Origin of the sequence: Phreatobacter sp., assembly GCF_051860605.1 — a bacterium.
Lineage (GTDB): Bacteria > Pseudomonadota > Alphaproteobacteria > Rhizobiales > Phreatobacteraceae > Phreatobacter.
The window spans coordinates 1-15,212 of the sequence record NZ_JBHYDR010000019.1 but is presented as its reverse complement, the minus strand read 5'-3'; the positions used below and the strand labels follow the sequence as shown (position 1 = coordinate 15,212).

At 67.7% G+C, this 15,212-nt stretch carries 17 protein-coding genes; 11 read left to right on the top strand and 6 right to left on the bottom strand.

The window, feature by feature from the left end; genetic code table 11:
- Positions 1 to 17: 17 nt before the first annotated feature.
- The 5 genes from ACTIFS_RS21450 to queF form a co-directional block, all read right to left on the bottom strand.
- Complete coding sequence (locus tag ACTIFS_RS21450; protein WP_439576161.1) at positions 18 to 995, bottom strand: DMT family transporter; 978 nt, start codon at positions 993 to 995, stop codon at positions 18 to 20.
- Between the two features lie 133 nt (positions 996 to 1,128).
- Positions 1,129 to 1,968, bottom strand: coding sequence for a hypothetical protein (locus ACTIFS_RS21445; RefSeq protein ID WP_439576160.1), 840 nt, complete (start codon positions 1,966 to 1,968; stop codon positions 1,129 to 1,131).
- 72 nt (positions 1,969 to 2,040) lie between these two features.
- Positions 2,041 to 3,699: a dicarboxylate--CoA ligase PimA gene (gene pimA, locus ACTIFS_RS21440; protein ID WP_439576159.1), complete on the bottom strand. Its 1,659-nt coding sequence runs from the start codon at positions 3,697 to 3,699 to the stop codon at positions 2,041 to 2,043.
- An 88-nt stretch (positions 3,700 to 3,787) separates the two neighbouring features.
- Entirely contained in the window at positions 3,788 to 4,687 is a 900-nt protein-coding gene (locus ACTIFS_RS21435; protein ID WP_439576158.1) for a hypothetical protein, read from the bottom strand.
- Between the two features lie 84 nt (positions 4,688 to 4,771).
- Entirely contained in the window at positions 4,772 to 5,218 is a 447-nt protein-coding gene (queF, locus tag ACTIFS_RS21430; RefSeq protein ID WP_439576157.1) for a preQ(1) synthase, read from the bottom strand.
- A 285-nt stretch (positions 5,219 to 5,503) separates the two neighbouring features.
- On the opposite strand from queF, the gene eno reads away from it, so the two are divergent.
- Entirely contained in the window at positions 5,504 to 6,787 is a 1,284-nt protein-coding gene (gene eno / locus ACTIFS_RS21425) for a phosphopyruvate hydratase (protein WP_439576156.1), read from the top strand.
- Positions 6,788 to 6,893: 106 nt separating this feature from the next.
- On the opposite strand, the gene ACTIFS_RS21420 is transcribed toward eno, so the two are convergent.
- Positions 6,894 to 7,754 (bottom strand): YbjN domain-containing protein, encoded by an 861-nt coding sequence (locus tag ACTIFS_RS21420; RefSeq protein ID WP_439576155.1) that lies wholly within the window; start codon positions 7,752 to 7,754, stop codon positions 6,894 to 6,896.
- A 222-nt stretch (positions 7,755 to 7,976) separates the two neighbouring features.
- On the opposite strand from ACTIFS_RS21420, the gene ACTIFS_RS21415 reads away from it, so the two are divergent.
- From ACTIFS_RS21415 to ACTIFS_RS21370, 10 genes are all read left to right on the top strand, one after another.
- Positions 7,977 to 8,879, top strand: a complete 903-nt coding sequence (locus ACTIFS_RS21415; RefSeq protein WP_439576154.1) for a DMT family transporter — start codon at positions 7,977 to 7,979, stop codon at positions 8,877 to 8,879.
- A 54-nt stretch (positions 8,880 to 8,933) separates the two neighbouring features.
- Positions 8,934 to 9,251, top strand: coding sequence for an FtsB family cell division protein (locus ACTIFS_RS21410; protein WP_439576153.1), 318 nt, complete (start codon positions 8,934 to 8,936; stop codon positions 9,249 to 9,251).
- A gap of 188 nt (positions 9,252 to 9,439) precedes the next feature.
- Complete coding sequence (pdhA, locus tag ACTIFS_RS21405) at positions 9,440 to 10,492, top strand: pyruvate dehydrogenase (acetyl-transferring) E1 component subunit alpha (RefSeq protein WP_439576152.1); 1,053 nt, start codon at positions 9,440 to 9,442, stop codon at positions 10,490 to 10,492.
- Positions 10,493 to 10,502: 10 nt separating this feature from the next.
- On the top strand, positions 10,503 to 10,778 hold the full coding sequence (locus tag ACTIFS_RS21400) for a hypothetical protein (RefSeq protein WP_439576151.1): 276 nt from the start codon (positions 10,503 to 10,505) through the stop codon (positions 10,776 to 10,778).
- 24 nt (positions 10,779 to 10,802) lie between these two features.
- On the top strand, positions 10,803 to 12,215 hold the full coding sequence (locus tag ACTIFS_RS21395; protein WP_439576150.1) for a pyruvate dehydrogenase complex E1 component subunit beta: 1,413 nt from the start codon (positions 10,803 to 10,805) through the stop codon (positions 12,213 to 12,215).
- Positions 12,216 to 12,228: 13 nt separating this feature from the next.
- Positions 12,229 to 12,522: a DUF5076 domain-containing protein gene (locus ACTIFS_RS21390; RefSeq protein ID WP_439576149.1), complete on the top strand. Its 294-nt coding sequence runs from the start codon at positions 12,229 to 12,231 to the stop codon at positions 12,520 to 12,522.
- Between the two features lie 25 nt (positions 12,523 to 12,547).
- On the top strand, positions 12,548 to 13,906 hold the full coding sequence (locus ACTIFS_RS21385) for a pyruvate dehydrogenase complex dihydrolipoamide acetyltransferase (protein ID WP_439576148.1): 1,359 nt from the start codon (positions 12,548 to 12,550) through the stop codon (positions 13,904 to 13,906).
- An 82-nt stretch (positions 13,907 to 13,988) separates the two neighbouring features.
- Positions 13,989 to 14,396, top strand: coding sequence for a hypothetical protein (locus tag ACTIFS_RS21380; RefSeq protein WP_439576147.1), 408 nt, complete (start codon positions 13,989 to 13,991; stop codon positions 14,394 to 14,396).
- A gap of 3 nt (positions 14,397 to 14,399) precedes the next feature.
- Complete coding sequence (locus ACTIFS_RS21375; RefSeq protein WP_439576146.1) at positions 14,400 to 14,879, top strand: hypothetical protein; 480 nt, start codon at positions 14,400 to 14,402, stop codon at positions 14,877 to 14,879.
- Positions 14,880 to 14,905: 26 nt separating this feature from the next.
- Positions 14,906 to 15,212, top strand: a 307-nt coding sequence (locus ACTIFS_RS21370) for an FAD-dependent oxidoreductase (RefSeq protein WP_439576145.1), incomplete at its 3' end; no start/stop codon positions are given.

Here is a 15,212-nt window from a genome sequence, read left to right as displayed (position 1 = left end):
GGCGCTTATAGCTGAAATTAGGGCGTGGAGGAGGGGCCTCCGTCGGCTTCCCTGCCGGATCGGCCAAAGCCGAGCCGGCGCGCCACGAGGGCGGCGATCTCGGGCGGCGCGGTCGCCGCGATCAGCCCGACGAGGACGAGGGCCATTCCGGCCAGGTGGTAGGTCCTGAAGGCCTCGCCGAGGAAGATCACGGCCATGCCGACGCCATAGACGGGCAGCAGGTAGAGGAAACAGGAGGTGATCGCCGGCCCGACCACCTTGACCCCATACTGGTAGAGCGAGAAGGCGCCTACCGCCGAGAACAGGGCCAGCCCGAGCATCCCGATCCAGGTCGACAGCGACCGAGGCCAGCCGCCGATCATGGCGAGTTCGACCAGCGCAAAGGGCAGCAAGGTGGCGACACCCGCCAGCGAGATGGCCGCAAACAGGGTCAGCGTCGGGATGGCGGCGAGCCGGTGGTTCTTCAGCACGAGCGAATAGACCGCCCAGGCGAGGGCCGCGGCGGCGATGCCGAGATCGCCGAGGTTCAGGTCCAGCGCCAGCAGCGCCGCAGGTTCCCCGCGCAGAACGATGACCATCACGCCAGCCATGGCGAGGATGACGCCGGCGAGGCGCGCCAGCGGCAGGGCCTTCCCGAGGGCCAGCGCCTCAAGGATGAGGATCAGGACCGGCGAGGTGGTGTAGATCAGCGTCGCGTTGGTCGCCGTGGTGAGGCCCAGCGCCCAGTACACGCCGGCCCCGCAGATCCACATGCCGAGAAAGCCGAGCAGCAGGATGCGCGGCCCGCTCGCCACGATCGCCGCGCGGTGTTCCACCAGCGACCGGCCGGTGAAGGGGAGCAGGATGGCGGCCGCAACCGCCCAGCGCAGCAGGGCAAGCGTGAAGGGGGGCACGGCGTCACCCATGCCCCGCGCGATCACGAGGTTGGACGAGAAGAACAGCGGCATGACGAGCAGCAAGAGATAGGCGCGTCTTGCTTCCGCCGATGTCGCCATTCCCGAGCCCCCGGGGCCCGTCCGCCGCCCCTTGAGCCAGTCAGCACGGCGGACCTTGCGGCACAAGCGCCGGCCGGTCATGGCAGGGCCACACGCGCCGCAGCCGCCCGGTCCCCGGGGTCAGTCTCGCGCGTCAGTCCTTCATCGGCACCGCGCGTGTGCGCCTCATCGTCCGGATCCGGAAGACGAGCCAGATGCCGGGCACGACGATCAGCAGATACAGCGGAGCGAGCAGGCGCAGCATCGCGAAGCGGCTGACCGCATGGTCCTCATGGCCGGTTTGCGTGAAACAGCCGAGCCGCCTGCTGCGGGAATAGGGAAAGACGACCCTCGGCTTGAGGTTTTCGCCACAGGCGAGCCGGATGGTTGCCGGGTGTTCGAGAACCAGCGCTGGCCGGTACTGCGTGATGTAGCCTGAGACGGCTCCCGCGATGATCGCCGCGATGCCCAGGACGACGACGCAGAAGGCGAGCCGCGTGAACCAGTCCATTGGTTCGGGCGCCGTCATGACAAGCATGAAGGCGCGTTCGTGCGGGCCACGCTTCATGCGCAGGACGATCCCCAGCATGATGACGGCGAAGGGAATGGTGAGGACGAGGCCCGAGAGGATGGCGGCCAGCGTGCCGGCATCGCGGTCGATGAAGCCTTGAGCATCGACGCAGTCGATCCAGGCGGCAAGGCCACGCCGCCGGCCCGCATCCGGGGGCGAGAAGTCGAGCCGCAGCTTCATGCCTTGCCCGCACAGCAATTCCCCGACGACCGGGTTGGAGGTCATCAGTTCGGGATGGACCCGCACGATCTGGGTGACGGCGAACAGCGAAACGCCATGAAAGATGATGGCGGCGACCAGAAACAGGATCAGGCGCTGCAGCAACCGGAATGGCCGCCGCGAGCGTCCGCCGTCCGCTGACGCGCCGGAGATGGCATCGCGGTGGACGGAGTGGACCGTGCGGCGGGACGGCAGGAGGCTCATGAAGCCTGTGTGCCGTCCGTCTGTTTCGCGGATATGTCGCCTTGCAACCGGTAATTTGACGGAAGATACCCGTCAGCCAGCCGCACGCACCTCGCTTCGGAGTTCGGCGCGCGACAGTTTGCCGACCGGTGTCTTGGGCAGGCTGTCGCGAAACTCGAGTGCGGCCGGCATCTCGTGGCGGCCCACCTTGTCTTTCAGGAACGCCTGCAGCGCCTCCAGCGTGAACGGCTTTTCCCCTTCGCGCAGCGTGACATAGGCTTTCGCAGCCTCGCCGCGATAGCCGTCGGGAATGCCGATCACGATGACCTCGCCAACGGCAGGGTGCTCGTAGATCGCCTGCTCGATCATCTGCGGATAGACGTTGAATCCGCCGGACAGGATCATGTCCTTCTTGCGGTCGACGATGAAGAAGAAGCCGTCCTCGTCCATGTAGCCGATGTCGCCGGTCAGGAACCAGCCGTCGGCATAGCAGGCGGCGCTCTCCTCGGGCTTGTTCCAGTAGCCCTTCGTCACGTTCGGTCCGCGGATCCGGATCTCGCCGATCTCTCCGGTCGGCAGGACCCTGTGCGGATCGTCCAGCGCGCAGATGTCCATCTCCAGGCCCGGCAGCGGCAGGCCGATCGTGCCCGGCTTGGACAGGCCGGTATTCGGCACGTTGGTGCCGGCGGGCGAAGTCTCGGTCATGCCCCAGCCGCCGGTCAGGCGGAAGCCGGCTCGGGTCTCGAAGCGCCGGGCGATCTCCACCGGCAGGGGCGCGCCCCCGGACGCGGCATAGATGAGCGAGGACAGGTCGGCGGTGGCAAAGCGGGGATGATTGACCAGCGCGATCCACATGGTCGGCACGCCGGGAAAGATCGTGGCCCGCCGCTTCTCGAAATCGTCGAAGGTCTGGTCCGGATCGAACCGCATGCGCAGCAGCATGCACGAGCCGCGCGTCAGCTGGCGAAGCATGACGCTGGTCAGGGCATAGATGTGGAACAGCGGCAGGACCAGGATGATCCGGTCATCGGCCGGGTCGCCCGAGGGAAGCGCGGCCTGCCAGGCGTCATAGATCGACACCGCGGAGGAGAGATTGCCGTGGCTGAGCATGGCCCCCTTGGGCATGCCGGTGGTGCCGCCGGTATATTGCAGAAGCGCGATGTCGTCGGGCTTCACCTCGGCCCAGGCCGCAGGGCGTTCGGCTCCCTCGACGAAGGCGCGGAAGGTCACGATGCCGGGCTTGTCGGGAATGGGCAGGGTCGGAATGCCGGAGGCGCCGAAATCGGCGTCCTCGGCGACGATCAGCCGGTCGAGCAGCCCCTGGTCGTAGAGCTTCAGGGCCATGCCGAAGAGCGGGGCGATGTTGCTCGTCACCAGCGTGCGGGCACCGGCATCCTTCAGCTTGTAGGCCAGCACCCTTTCCGCATCGAGGGGCGAGAGATGGGCGATGCGGATGCCCGCCTTGGCTGCGCCGAAGAAGCAGATCGGGTGGGTCGGCATGTTCGGCAGATAGAGCGCGACCGTGTCGTCGCGGGTCACGCCGGCCCGCAGGAGCGCCGCGCCGTAGGCATCCGAACGGCGACCGAGCTCTGCATAGGAGATGAACTGGTCCCTGAACTCGAAGGCCGGTCGCTCACCGAAGCTGGTGGCGGCCTCGTCGATCAGGGTGCCGAGCGTGGTGATCCGGATCGGCGTGTCCCATTTCACGCCGGCCGGATAGGACTTTTCCCAAGCGAAGGGCCTGGATGCCATGCACGTGCCTCCCTGACGGCGCACGCCCCGTTCTGTCGGGAGCGCTCGTTTCACATGTTTTCGATGCCCGGGCTTCTGGCTGGCCCGTTCAGCGCACCGCAAGCCTTTGTCCGTCGAAAACGGCAGGTTTGCAATTCACTCCTGCGGTGGAGAGGGTCGCGCAAAGGCGGGCCGCCGCATTGGCATTGGACAGGGGGCCAGCGATCAGGCGCAGCTCGACCGTTCCCGGGCGGCCGCCCTCCTGAATGGCGATGACCGGCTTCAGCCCCTCGAGGATGGGGCCATGCTGGTTGCGGAACTGCTGCCAGCGGACCCGCAGGGCCTCGATCGATACGTCACCGGCAATATCGACGCCGAACTCGGTGCGCATGGCCGTCGAATGCTGGGCAGCCGCTGTCGGCGATGCTTCAGCCTGAGCCGGGGCTGCCGGCGCGGCCGGGTGCGGCTGCGGCAAGGGCGCTGTCTGCGGTGCCGAGCCCGGGGGAACCGCAGCGGCGGCCGGGCTTGCCGGAGCGGCGGCTCCGGCCGGGGGCGCGTCAGGCGCCTCCATGTCGGGCGGCTGCATCTCGATGCGGCGAACCGGACGCTGCTGTCCCTGCGGCTGGCGCGGGATGGAGGCCGTCACGTCGCCGACCGTGCGTTCCATGGCGGCGACCCGTTCGACCAGGGCCTCGCGCTCGGCGGCGAGCCGCCGCACCTCATCGGCCAGGCGCCGTGTCTCATAGACCAGCAGGGGATCGGACGCCGGCTGCGGCGGGGTGGCGACCACACGCTGCACCGGTGGCGGCCGGGGCTGGAACAGCTGGGCAATCCGCTCGGCGCCGGTCTGCGAGCGCGCGGCCATGATGACCGCGCCCATGGCGAACAGCGCCACGCCGGCCCAGGTGAGCAGGCGCGAGATCAGTTGCTGCGGCGGCTCGCCGGTCAGTTCCTCGAGTTCCACCCGCGCATCCGCGCCAGCCTTGTCGCGCGTTGCCTTGAGCGCCATTCCCCCGCAAGCCCCTGATTCGGTTGCTGCGAGTGTATCATTTGGCCGGTGCATCAGCAGGCGCTGGCGGCGGCGTTCGTCGTCTCATCCCCGCCCGCGATAGGAGGGCACACCCTGATCCGGGATCCAGACGCCCTTCGGTGGCTCGCCGGTCTGCCAGAACACGTCGATGGGGATGCCGCCGCGCGGATACCAGTAGCCGCCGATCCGGAGCCAGCGGGGCGCGAGAAGGTCGCGCAGGCGCTTGCCGACAGCCACCGTGCAGTCCTCGTGAAAGGCGCCGTGGTTGCGGAAGGAGGCGAGATAGAGCTTCAGCGATTTCGACTCGACCAGCCAGTCGCCGGGAACATAGTCGATCACGAGATGGGCGAAGTCAGGCTGACCGGTGACCGGGCAGAGCGAGGTGAATTCGGGGGCGACGAAGCGCGCCAGATAGTCGGTGTCGGCATGCGGGTTCGGCACGCGGTCGAGTTCGGCTTCCTCGGGGGAGGCGGGCAGGCCGACCGCCTTGCCCAGTTTCAGATCGGTCATGGTCTTCGGTCCAGTCGGGCTCGGCAGGCGCCTTGCCGGGAATTGGGGTAGGAACGTCGTGGCAAACCGCGCGCGTTGGTTCGGTTGCCCGGGAACGGCCTCCCGGTTAGCGGGGTGATAGCACCAAGCAGCCATGCGAAGGGAGTCCGAACCCAGGTCCTGCGGCCCGCCGATAGCTGCCTGCCATGCCGAAAAGCCCGGCCATCCGGCCGGTTCGCGGCTTGAACCGGCGCGTCCTTGCTGTAGAAGGCCGGGCGAACCCCTCCGTCCGCGCCAGAGGCCGCCATGACCGCCATCATCGACATCGTCGCCCGTGAAATCCTCGACAGCCGAGGCAATCCGACCGTCGAGGTGGATGTGGAACTCGACGATGGCTCGAAAGGCCGGGCGGCTGTGCCCTCGGGCGCCTCGACGGGTGCTCACGAGGCCGTTGAATTGCGCGACGGCGACAAGTCCCGCTATCTCGGAAAGGGCGTCACCCGGGCCGTTGCCGCCGTCAACGGCGAGATCTTTGATGCCCTTTCGGGCTTCGATGCGACCAATCAGGTCCAGATCGACAACACGATGATCGCGCTCGATTGCACGGACAACAAGTCGCGGCTTGGTGCCAATGCCATTCTCGGCGTCTCGCTGGCGGTGGCGAAGGCGGCGGCGAAGGCCCATGGCCTGCCGCTCTACCGCTACGTCGGCGGTACCTTTGCGCATGTCCTGCCCGTGCCGATGATGAACATCGTCAATGGCGGCGCCCATGCGGACAATCCGATCGACTTCCAGGAATTCATGATCATGCCGGTCGGTGCGCCGACCTTCGCGGATGCCGTGCGCATGGGCTCGGAGGTGTTCCACACGCTGAAGGCCGCGCTGAAGGCCGATGGCCACAACACCAATGTCGGCGACGAGGGCGGCTTCGCGCCCAACCTGAAGTCGGCGCAGGCCGCGCTCGATTTCGTCATGACCGCCATTGACAAGGCCGGCTACACGGCCGGCACGGACATGGTGATCGCGCTCGACTGCGCGGCCACCGAGTTTTTCAGGGACGGCGCTTACGCCTATGAGGGCGAACGCAAGACGCGCGACCCGAAGGCGCAGGCGAAGTACCTCGCCAAGCTGGTCGCCGACTACCCGATCGCCTCGATCGAGGACGGCATGGCCGAGGACGATCTCGACGGCTGGAAGATGCTGACCGATCTCGTCGGCGCGAAATGCCAGCTGGTGGGCGACGACCTGTTCGTGACCAACACCGAACGCCTCGGCATGGGCATCGAGAAGGGACTCGGCAATTCGATCCTGGTCAAGGTCAACCAGATCGGCACGCTGACCGAGACGCTCGCTGCCGTCTCCATGGCGCACAACGCGGCCTATACGGCCGTCATGTCGCATCGGTCGGGCGAGACCGAGGACACGACCATCGCGGATCTGGCGGTCGCCACCAATTGCGGGCAGATCAAGACCGGCTCGCTGGCCCGCTCCGACCGCACCGCCAAGTACAACCAGCTCATCCGCATCGAGGAGGAACTGGGTCCGCAGGCGCGTTATGCCGGCGCCCGGGCGCTGAAGGTGGGCCGCTGAACGGCTGATGCTGTCCACCCGGGTCTGCGAAACCACAAACGGCGGGCCTGGGCCCGCCGTTTTCGTTTGGGAATGAAACGCTCGGGAGCCGACAGAGGGTGCCCTGTCAGGTGCGGCGCTCGCCCGGCCGGTCGCCGGTGTCCGTCTTGCCGCTGTCGCCGCCGCCGCCACGGCCAGCCGGAGGCGTGCCGGGGGTCATCGAGCGTCCGCCGCCACCACCGGGGGTGACGGAACGGCCCGTATCGGCGCCTCCGCCGAAATCAGGCGTGGTGACGCGGCCGCCGCCCCCCGGCGCCAGCGACCGCCCGGTATCCATTCCGCCGCCACCGAATCCGCGGCCGGCCTCGCCACCGGGCGTCACCGACCGGCCGGTGCCACCGCCGCCGCCGGGCGTCATCGACCGGCCAGCGCCGCCGTCGCCACCAGGCGTCATCGACCGGCCAGCGCCGCCGGTGCCGGCTCCGGCGCCCTGTCCGCGCGGGGTGAAGGTGTCGAAGGTCCGCAGCATCGTCTGGAAGGTGTTGACCGATTCGGTCATGAAACCGACGGTCACGCCGCCATCGAAATCCACATCCCACTCAAGCACCAGATCGCCGTCCGCATCGAGATAGGCCTTGGCGAAGCGCTTCTCGTAGTTCCAGGCATTCACGAAGGCCAGGGAGAAGCGGTCGCTCCGCTGGAACAGGGCGCGGTACTGGATCGACTGGCAGCCGGCATTGTTGCAGGCGTAGAAATAGACCGAGACCCGGCGATTGCCGATCTGGGTGCGCACGCGCGTGCGGTTGTTTTCCGTCACCACCTCGGCCTGATGACCGAGATTGCGCAGCAGTCCGGTCATCTGCGGCGGCGTGATCCTGTCAATGCCCTGACCCTGGTTGGGCGAGCGCTTTTGCGCATCGGCCGGCGGTGCCGCGAGCAGCAGGGAGGCGGCAACGAGACTGGCAAGGGCAAGCGGTCGCTTGAACATCAACGCTCTCCGGGTGGGGTCCTGCAGGTTGCAGGGCGGATGGATCCAGACCAAGGCCTAGTCGGGCCGCATTTCAATTCGGTGTCGTGACCGGCCCGCGTGCAGGATCATGGCGGGCGGGCGGGCTGAGGTCGAGCCCGCATGTCCCGGGCGTTCCGGCATGGCCGACCTGCGGTGCGCCACGTTGCGGGCCGCAAGGGTCCGGAGGACAAGCATGGTGGAATGCCCAGCTTCTCGCCCCGGACGCTCGCCCTGATCGCCATGTTTGCGGCGGTGAGCATCTATGGCGGCCAGTTCGTCACGGTGCGCTGGGGCCTGCAGGGCGGGCTGTCCGCCTATGATCTGGCCGCCGCCCGGTTCATCTTCGCCGGGGCGGTGATGGCGCCCTTCATGATCCGCGCCGGGATTGGCAATCTTGGCGGCCTCGGCTGGCGCAAGGGGCTGATCCTGGCCATCTGCGGTGGCGCGCCGCTTACCGTCCTGTCCAATATCGGCCTTGGCTTCGCGCCGGCGGCCCATGCCTCGGCGATTCAGCCTGGGGTCGTGGCGGTGCTGGCCACAACGCTCGCCTATGTGACGATGGGCCAGCGGATTCCGACCGGGGCGGTGATCGGTTTTGCCATCGCGCTGGCCGGGCTTGCGGCCATCGCCATTGCCGGATCGACAGGTCAGGAGGGCGAACTGACGCTGCTCGGTGATGCGATCTTCGTGTTCTGCGGGGCGGGCTGGGGCATTTTCACCTGGCTGTGCGGGCGCTGGCAGGTGCCTTCCGTGCTGGGCGCGGCCATCGTCTCCACGGTCTCGGCCGCCGCCTTCCTGCCGTTCTATTTCACGCTGCTCGAGCCGAAGCTGTTTGCCGCGCCCTGGCCCATCATCGCCTTTCACGGCATCAATCAGGGCATCCTCAACGTCGCCATCGGCCTGCTGCTCTGGACCTTCGGCACGCGAACGCTCGGCGTGCCGGTGGCGGCCCGGTTCCCACCGATGATCCCGGTTCTCGGGACGCTGATCGGCATTCCGGTCCTTGGCGAGGTGCCCGCGCCTCTGGCCGCAGTCGGAGTGGCGGCGATCGTTGCCGGTTTGCTGGTGGTGGCGGCGACCGGGCAGCAGCGACGGGCGCGCTGACGCGCTTCATCAAGCATTAACGCAACCGCAACCGACCGTTGGTAGCCTTGCGCCATGGTCATCCGCACCCGCCGCCAGCGCATTTTCCAGGTCCTCGGCCTCTATGCCATGGCCGCGGCGGCCGTTGCCTATTTCGGCTTCCATGCCTGGCACGGCGACCACGGCATGAAGGCCAAGCAGCAACTGCTTGCCGAGATCGCCGAGCTCGGCGGTCACCTGGATCGTCTGAAGGCGGAGCGCACCGAAGTCGAGCGCCGGGTAAGGCTGCTCAGGCCCGAGGCTCTCGATCCCGACATGCTGGACCAGCGCGCCCGCCAGACGCTCAACTTCACCGATCCGCGCGAACTCGTTCTGCTGGCTCCCGGCCGCTGAGGCAGAATTCAACCGGATATCGGTTGACGACCAGCTGTGAACCTCAGATCAGTTAAGCTGTTGAATGCGCTGCCGCCGCAATGGTTTGTGCGCCGCACAACCCCGCATGCCTGAAGCGCACGCCGTCTTCCCCAGCCCGCCCAGTCGCGCTATGTCTGGCAGACCGACGCCTGCCTGAGGGGACTGCCATGGCCGCCACGCGCACCCGAACGTCAGCCGCCAAGGCCGAGACCGGCCGGTCCGGCGCGAAGAAGGGGGCAGCAGCCAAGGCCGGCACTCCGATCCTGAACCGCGATCAGGAGATCGAGGCCTACCGGATGATGCTGCTCATCCGGCGCTTCGAGGAGAAGGCCGGCCAGATGTACGGCATGGGCCTGATCGGCGGCTTCTGCCACCTCTATATCGGCCAGGAGGCTGTCGTCGTCGGCATGCAGATGGCCGGAAAGCTCGGCGACCAGGTCATCACCGGCTACCGCGACCATGGTCACATGCTGGCCACGGGCATGAGCGCCAATGGCGTCATGGCGGAACTGACCGGCCGGCGCGGCGGCTATTCGCGCGGCAAGGGCGGCTCGATGCACATGTTCTCGCGCGAGAAGCATTTCTACGGCGGCCACGGCATTGTCGGCGCGCAGGTCTCGCTCGGCACCGGCCTCGCCTTCGCCAACCGCTATCGCGGCAACGACAATGTCTCCCTGACCTATTTTGGCGACGGGGCTGCCAACCAGGGTCAGGTCTACGAGAGCTTCAACATGGCCGCGCTGTGGAAGCTGCCGGTCATCTACATCATCGAGAACAACCGCTACGCCATGGGCACCGCGGTGACGCGCGCCTCCGCGCAGACCGATTTTTCCAAACGCGGCCTGTCCTTCGCCATTCCCGGCGAGCAGGTCGACGGCATGGACGTGCGCGCCGTCTACCAGGCCGGCCAGCGCGCCATGGACTGGTGCCGGGCCGGCAAGGGTCCCTACATCCTCGAAATGCAGACCTACCGCTATCGCGGCCATTCCATGTCCGATCCGGCCAAGTACCGGACCAAGGACGAGGTGCAGAAGATGCGCACCGAGCACGATCCGATCGAGCAGGTGCGCGAGCGCCTGCTCAAGGACTGGCAGGTCTCCGAGGACGAGCTGAAGAAGATGGATGCCGCCGTGCGCGACATCGTCGCCGAAAGCGCCGAATTCGCCACCAACGATCCGGAGCCCGATCCGTCCGAGCTCTGGACCGATATCCTGAAGTGAGGGCCGCGCCGTGGCTGCCACCATCATCGTTGCGGCCGTCGGATTGGTTGCGGTCGGTGCGTGGCTCGTCGCGGTCTGGTCCTGCTTCCAGGCCTGGCGCATTTCGGAGCGGCATCCGCCCTACCGGGCACTCGGCCTCAAGCGTTTCGTCAACTGGATGGGCGCGATCCGCTACATGCCGGACGAGGCCATGCCGCATCTCAAGCGCCTCTATCTCGCCATTGCCGTGTTTTTCGTCGCCGTGATCGCCGGGATCGTCACCGGCGCCGTCTCCACCCGTTCCTGACCGCCCAACGATCGGAAGCCGTCCATGCCTGTCAACATCCTGATGCCGGCGCTGTCGCCCACGATGGAGAAGGGCAATCTTGCCAAGTGGACCAAGAAGGAGGGTGACCGCGTCAAGCCCGGCGACATCATCGCCGAGATCGAGACCGACAAGGCGACCATGGAGGTCGAGGCGGTCGACGAGGGCATTCTGGCGCGGATCGTCGTGCCGGAGGGAACGCAGGACGTGCCGGTGAACGAGCTCATCGCCGTGCTGGCGCAGGAGGGGGAGGATGCCTCGGCCGCCGGTTCCGCGCCCGTGTCCACCGCCAAGCCGCAGAAACCGACCGAAGAGGCCGCCGCCATGCGGGCCGACCAGTCGGCGCCGCCGGCAGCCCCGGCCGTGTCGCTCACGCCCCCGGCCGCTGCCCCCGCGCCGACGATCGCCGCCGATCCCGACGTCCCGGCCGGCACCGAGATGATGACCATGACGGTGCGCGAGGCATTGCGCGACGCCATGGCCGAGGAGATGCGCCGCGACGGCGACGTCTTCGTGATGGGCGAGGAGGTGGCCGAATATCAGGGCGCCTACAAGGTGACCCAGGGGTTGCTGCAGGAGTTCGGTGCACGCCGCGTGATCGACACGCCGATCACCGAGCACGGCTTTGCCGGCATCGGCGTCGGCGCAGCCTTTTCCGGATTGAGGCCGATCGTCGAGTTCATGACCTTCAACTTCGCGATGCAGGCCATCGACCAGATCATCAATTCAGCCGCCAAGACGCTCTACATGTCGGGTGGGCAGATGGGCTGCCCCATCGTGTTCCGCGGCCCGAACGGGGCCGCAGCGCGCGTCGGCGCCCAGCACAGCCAGGACTATTCGGCCTGGTATTCGCACATTCCTGGCCTGAAGGTGGTGGCGCCCTATACCGCTGCCGACGCCAAGGGCCTGCTCAAGGCGGCCATCCGCGACCCGAACCCGGTCATCTTCCTCGAGAACGAGATTCTCTATGGGCAGAGCTTCGACGTGCCGAAGCTTGACGATTTCGTGCTCCCCATCGGCAAGGCACGCATCCACCGCGCCGGCAAGGACGTCACCATCGTCGCCTGGTCCATCGGCATGTCCTATGCGGTGAAGGCCGCGGCGGAACTGGAGAAACTCGGCATCGACGCCGAGGTGATTGACCTCAGGTCGCTCCGCCCGCTCGATACCGAGACGGTGATCGCCTCGGTGATGAAGACCGGCCGCATCGTGACCGTCGAGGAGGGCTGGCAGCAGTCCGGCGTCGGTGCGGAAATCTCGGCGCGCGTGGTGGAGCAGGCCTTCGACTATCTCGATGCGCCGCCGGCCCGCGTCTCTGGCAAGGACGTGCCGATGCCCTATGCGGCAAACCTCGAGAAGCTGGCGCTGCCCTCGGTCGCCGAGGTGATCGAGGCGGTCAAGGCCGTGACCTACACGTGAGGCGGAGCCGGTCATGACCGCGCCTTTCGATGCTCTCACCATCCCGCCCGCGGCCCTGGATCAGGGCGGCGTGGAGGTCCTCCGTGCGGCGGTGGTGGATGGCGCGCTGCACATGACGGTGCGCCGGGCCTTCGACGATGCCCAGGCCTGGGGCATGATCCTGGCCGACATCGCCCGCCACGTCTCACGCATCCACGCGCAGGAAACCGGCGAGTCCGAGAGCCTCACCCTCGACCGCATCCGCAACATGTTCGACGCCGAGCTCGACAGCCCGACCGATCCGGGCACGACTTCGGCCATCAGCTAACCGGCGTCCTCCGGGAGACCCGCCCATGCCCATCGACATCCTGATGCCCGCGCTGTCCCCGACCATGGAGAAGGGGAACCTCGCCAAGTGGCTGAAGAAGGAAGGCGACGCGATCAAGGCCGGCGATGTCATCGCCGAGATCGAGACCGACAAGGCGACCATGGAGGTCGAGGCCGTGGACGAGGGCATCCTCGCCAAGATCCTCGTGGCCGAGGGCACGCAGGACGTGCCGGTTAACCAGCTCATCGCGGTTATCGCGGGTGAGGGCGAGGACGTGAAGGCCGCGGCCGGCGGGGCAGGGGCCAAGCCTCAGACGAAAGCGGAAGCCGCCCCCAGGGCCGAGGCCGCGCCGAAGCCGGCCGCCGCCCCTGCGCCGGCTGCGACCCCTGCTTCATCCCCTGTTCCCGCCAGCATCGCCGAGGCGGCCTCGGGGATCCGCCTGTTCGCCTCGCCCCTGGCGAAGCGCATCGCCAAGCTTGAGGGCATCGATCTGTCGAAGGTCGTCGGCTCCGGCCCGCACGGCCGCATCGTCGAGCGCGACGTGAAGGCGGCAGCCGCCGACGGTTCGGCGAAGGCCGCTCCGGCCGCGGCGCAGCCCCCGGCGGCTGCGGCTCCCGCCGCGCCGAAGCCGGCCCCGGTTGCCGGTCCCTCGGACGATCAGGTGAAGAAGCTGTTCGCTGCGGGTTCCTACGAGGAAGTGCCGCACGACAATATGCGCAAGGTCATCGCTCGCCGCCTGACGGAGGCGAAGTCGACCATCCCGCATTTCTACCTGACCATCGACTGCGAGCTCGATGCGCTTCTGGCCCTGCGCGAGCAGATCAACAAGGCGGCTCCCGCGAAGGACGGCAAGCCGGCTTACAAGATTTCGGTCAACGACATGATCATCAAGGCACTGGCCATGGCGCTGCGCGCCGTGCCGGATGCCAATGTCACCTGGACCGACGGCGCCATGCTGAAGCACAAGCACGCCGATATCGGCGTTGCCGTCTCCATTCCCGGCGGGCTGATCACGCCCGTCATCCGCGATGCCTGCCACAAGACGCTGTCGGCGATTTCCAACGAGATGAAGGATCTCGCGGCGCGCGCCCGCACGCGCAAGCTGAAGCCGGAGGAATATCAGGGCGGCACCTCGGCGGTGTCCAATCTGGGCATGTTCGGGATCAAGGACTTCGCCGCGGTCATCAACCCGCCGCACGCCACCATCCTTGCGGTCGGGACCGGCGAGCAGCGCGTGGTCGTAAAGAACGGTGCGCCGGCGGTGGCAACCGTGATGAGCGTGACGCTGTCCACCGACCACCGCGCGGTGGACGGGGCGCTGGGTGCGGAGCTGATGGGCGCCTTCAGGGGCTATATCGAGAGCCCGATGGGCATGCTGGTCTGACAGCCGGCACGGATGCCGGACCGGGCATCGTGGCGGGCCCGTGTCGGGAGAGGGCGTTTCGGGCGAGAACGGGAGCGCAGGGATGAGAAGCATCGTCACCTTCGCAGCCGCCCTGCTGCTGTCCCTTCTGGCTGGCGGCGTTGCCCTGCAGATCATCGTCGAGCGTGTCCGCGCGGATGAGAGCTTCATCCTGGCCTTTTTCGCGCTGCCGGTGCTGGCGGTCGCGTTCCTCGTCGTTCTGGGGCTGGCTCTCGGGCTCGTGCGCACGCGCCGCGGCGTCGATGTGACGGCCGCGGGTCTTGGCCTGTTCCTTGTGGTGGCCGGCCTGTCGCTTGCTGTGCTGGAATGGCTGAGCGCGCCGACGGCGGGCATCGGCAGCCGGGGCGCGGTCCTGATCGGCGCGATTGCCGCCGGCAGTCTGGTGGCCGTTGCGGTCCAGTGGCTGATGCTCCGGCGCCTTGCCGCGCAGCCCGCGGCCGGGGAGGGCTGAACCGTGAGCGAGCGGCGCAACCTCCTGCCCATCGTCTCGCTGTTCGTCGCCGGGCTGTCGCTCATGGCTGCGGCCTATCAGAGCTATTCGCACGGCAAGAACGTCGAGGTCATCCAGCGCAATGTCGTCCGGGCGGAATATCTGCGCACCTGCCGCGAGATCATCGAAGGCTATTTCCAGATCCGCCTGCGCGCCGAGGCCCTGAACGAGGCGGCCCGTACCGGACCGATCGAGGCGACGGGCCGGCGCGAGGCCGAGGCGCTGGTCTTCCGCTTCGGCGCCATGGGCACGTTCCTCGCCAATTTCCGCGATGAGGCTGTGCGCCAGCGCTACACGGACCTGTCCTGGCGGCTGCTCGCCATCGTGCGCGAGGCGGTCGACAAGCCGAAGGCGGAGTTCGACACCGCCTATGCGGGGGCAGATCGCCTCTTCACCGACATGAACGAGGACTGCGCGAAGACCGCGCGCCTCGCCATCCTCTAGACAGCGTCTCAGGAAAGGGCAGCCCCATGGCAGGCTACGACATCATCGTGATCGGCGGCGGGCCAGGGGGCTACGTTGCGGCCATCCGCGCGGCGCAACTCGGGCTGAAGACGGCCGTCGTGGAGCGCGAGCATCTCGGCGGCATCTGCCTCAACTGGGGCTGCATCCCGACCAAGGCGCTGCTGCGCTCGGCCGAGATCTACCACTATGCCACCCACGCGAAGGACTATGGCCTGACGCTGAACGGCTCCATGACCTTCGATGCTAGAGCGGTGGTAAAGCGCTCGCGTGGCGTGTCGGCCCAGCTCAATGCCGGGGTCGGGTTCCTGATGA

What these genes read in the sequence shown, in the direction of transcription:
- queF (WP_439576157.1), bottom strand. Translation starts at nt 5,218, where the DNA reads ATGACCGATCTGAAACTGGGCAAGGCGGTCGGCCTGCCCGCCTCCCCC.
- ACTIFS_RS21410 (WP_439576153.1), top strand. Translation starts at nt 8,934, where the DNA reads ATGGTCATCCGCACCCGCCGCCAGCGCATTTTCCAGGTCCTCGGCCTC.
- ACTIFS_RS21380 (WP_439576147.1), top strand. Translation starts at nt 13,989, where the DNA reads ATGAGAAGCATCGTCACCTTCGCAGCCGCCCTGCTGCTGTCCCTTCTG.
- ACTIFS_RS21415 (WP_439576154.1), top strand. Translation starts at nt 7,977, where the DNA reads ATGCCCAGCTTCTCGCCCCGGACGCTCGCCCTGATCGCCATGTTTGCG.
- ACTIFS_RS21385 (WP_439576148.1), top strand. Translation starts at nt 12,548, where the DNA reads ATGCCCATCGACATCCTGATGCCCGCGCTGTCCCCGACCATGGAGAAG.
- ACTIFS_RS21450 (WP_439576161.1), bottom strand. Translation starts at nt 995, where the DNA reads ATGGCGACATCGGCGGAAGCAAGACGCGCCTATCTCTTGCTGCTCGTC.
- ACTIFS_RS21420 (WP_439576155.1), bottom strand. Translation starts at nt 7,754, where the DNA reads ATGTTCAAGCGACCGCTTGCCCTTGCCAGTCTCGTTGCCGCCTCCCTG.
- pimA (WP_439576159.1), bottom strand. Translation starts at nt 3,699, where the DNA reads ATGGCATCCAGGCCCTTCGCTTGGGAAAAGTCCTATCCGGCCGGCGTG.
- eno (WP_439576156.1), top strand. Translation starts at nt 5,504, where the DNA reads ATGACCGCCATCATCGACATCGTCGCCCGTGAAATCCTCGACAGCCGA.
- ACTIFS_RS21435 (WP_439576158.1), bottom strand. Translation starts at nt 4,687, where the DNA reads ATGGCGCTCAAGGCAACGCGCGACAAGGCTGGCGCGGATGCGCGGGTG.
- ACTIFS_RS21395 (WP_439576150.1), top strand. Translation starts at nt 10,803, where the DNA reads ATGCCTGTCAACATCCTGATGCCGGCGCTGTCGCCCACGATGGAGAAG.
- ACTIFS_RS21390 (WP_439576149.1), top strand. Translation starts at nt 12,229, where the DNA reads ATGACCGCGCCTTTCGATGCTCTCACCATCCCGCCCGCGGCCCTGGAT.
- ACTIFS_RS21445 (WP_439576160.1), bottom strand. Translation starts at nt 1,968, where the DNA reads ATGAGCCTCCTGCCGTCCCGCCGCACGGTCCACTCCGTCCACCGCGAT.
- pdhA (WP_439576152.1), top strand. Translation starts at nt 9,440, where the DNA reads ATGGCCGCCACGCGCACCCGAACGTCAGCCGCCAAGGCCGAGACCGGC.